Origin of the sequence: Burkholderia sp. Cy-637, assembly GCF_011753175.1 — a bacterium.
GTDB lineage: Bacteria > Pseudomonadota > Gammaproteobacteria > Burkholderiales > Burkholderiaceae > Burkholderia > Burkholderia gladioli.
The window spans coordinates 1-2,475 of record NZ_VWWC01000340.1; the positions used below are offsets into that span (position 1 = coordinate 1).

Annotated in this window: 1 protein-coding gene; it reads left to right on the top strand. The window is 65.6% G+C overall.

The window, feature by feature from the left end:
• Window positions 1–2,475 (top strand): condensation domain-containing protein (locus tag F3J10_RS35250; protein ID WP_167244016.1); only part of this gene is annotated, 2,475 nt, incomplete at both ends.

Sequence of the window (2,475 nt, forward strand, 5' to 3'; positions counted from 1 at the left end):
ATCTGTCCGCCTATGTGGTGGATGCAAACCTGAAGCCCTTGCCGATTGGCGTGGCAGGCGAACTCTGCGTTGGCGGAGCGGGTCTGGCGCGTGGCTACCTGAATCGTCCCGAACTGACGGCGGAGCGCTTTATCCGCAATCCGTTCAGCGAACGAGAGGACGCGCGCCTGTATCGCACGGGAGATTTGGCGCGTTTCCTGCCCGATGGGCGGCTCGAATACCTGGGCCGTATCGATACACAGGTGAAGATTCGCGGCTTCCGGATGGAGCTGGGAGAGATCGAGGCGGCGCTGGCGGCCTTGCCGGGCGTTCGCGAATCGCTGGTGATGGCGCGCGAGGACGAACCGGGCGAGAAGCGCCTGGTGGCCTATCTGGTGTTTGCCGCCGAGCATCCTGCCCAGGACGCCGCGCAACTGCGCACGGCGCTGTCGCGCAGCCTGCCGGACTTCATGTTGCCGGCCGCCTATGTCTCACTCGACCACTTCCCGCTGACGCCGAACGGCAAGATCGATCGCAAGGCGCTGCCGCATCCCTCGCAAGCTGCCGGTGCATTGCAACTGGCGAGCGCATCGCAGTATGTCGCGCCGCGGACCTCGATCGAGGAGCGGCTGGCCGCCATCTGGGCGCAGGTACTGCATCTCGAGCAGATCGGTGTTCACGACAATTTCTTCACCGTGGGCGGCGATTCGATCCGCGCCGTGTCCTTGCTGTCGCGTGCGAAGGCGCAAGGGCTCGAATTCGCGCTGGTGGATCTGTTCACCCATCAGACCATCGCGAACCTGGCCCAGGCGCTGACGCTGTCCGATATCAGCGTGCTGCCGCAGACGTTCGACCTGAGCCTGAGCGAACACGACTCGGCGCGCCTGCCGGCCGATGTGGAGGACGCTTATCCGCTGACGGCCCTGCAACTGGGCATGGTGTATCACAACGAGCAAGCCAGCGAGGATGCGTCGCTGTATCACGACGTGTTCAGCTATCGCTTCGGCGTGCCGGCTTGGGATGAAGCCACGCTGCGTCGCGTACTCGATGCGATGACGCGCCGGCACCCGGTGCTGCGCACCGCGTTCGATCTCGAACATTTCGAGGAGCCGCTTCAACTGGTGCGTGCCGAGGCGCAAGTCCCGCTGACGGTGATCGACATCTCGATGCACGACGAAGCGCGGCAGGAGCAACTGCTGGCGGACTTCATGGAAGCTGAGCGCCGGGCAGCGGTTTCGCTCGACAAAGCACCGCTGCTGCGCGTGTTCATCCACGTCCGCGGCGAGCAGGAGATCCAGTACACGCTGAGCTTCCATCACGCGATCCTCGACGGCTGGAGCGTCGCATCGTTGAACACGGAGCTGTTCCAGTCCTATCTCGCCGTGCTGGGCGGCGATGAAACGAGCCTGACAGCACCGCCGCTGGCGCGCACGCCGCGCTCGGCGGTGGAAGCCGAACGCGGAGCACTGGCCTCGGAAGCCCATCGCGGCTTCTGGCGCGAGTTCCTCGGCGGCCATACTTTCAGCGCCTTGCCACCGGCCGAGACGCAAGCCGAAACGACCACCTCGCAACACGTGCTGGGTGTCGAAATCGACGCCGGAATCCGCGCCCGGCTCGCGGCAACCGCGAACGCCCTGGGCGTGCCGATGCGCAGCGTGTTGCTGGCGGCGCATCTGCGCGTGCTCTCGATGCTGGCGGGCAAGCCCGACGTGACCACGGGCCTGGTGTCGAACGTGCGCCAGGAGCAGGCCGACGGCGAGAAGGTACTCGGCCTGTTCCTCAACACGCTGCCGCTGCGCCAGACGCTGGCGCCGATGAGCTGGGCCGAGCTGATCCGCCAGACCTTCGGCACCGAGCTGAAGGTGATCCGCCATCGTCATTACCCGTATTTCCAGCTGCAACTCGAGAACGACCGGCAGGCGCTCTACGAAGTGGCGTTCAACTACGTGAACTTCCACGTCTACGAGTCGCTGGAGCAGGCAGCCGGCTTCGAGGCACGCGGCGGGCAGGGTTTCGAGGCCACCAACTTCGCGATGACCGTCAACTTCGCCGATACCTCGGACGGTTTGTCGATCGACATGAAGATCGACCCGTCGCGGCTGTCGGCGCGGCAGGGCGGCCACGTCCTCGCTTATTACGTGGCGGCGTTGACGGCGATCGCCGCCGACGCCCAGGCTGATCACAGCCTTTGCGATCTGCTTTCGAACGCGGAGCGGCAGCAGTTGCGTAGCGCTGCCAACGAGCCCGAGGCGAGCTACGAGCAAGAGGGTACGCTGCACGGTCGCTTCGAGGCCCAGGCGGCGCTCATGCCGGAGGTGATCGCGGTCGAGTTCGAGAGCGAGCGCCTGAGCTACGGGGAACTCAATGCACGGGCGAATCGCCTGGCGCATCGGCTGATCGCGGCGGGCGTGAGCAAGGACGATCGCGTCGCGATCTGCGTGGAGCGTGGTGTCGGCATGATCGTCGGCCTGCTGGCCATCCTCAAGGCCGGAGCCG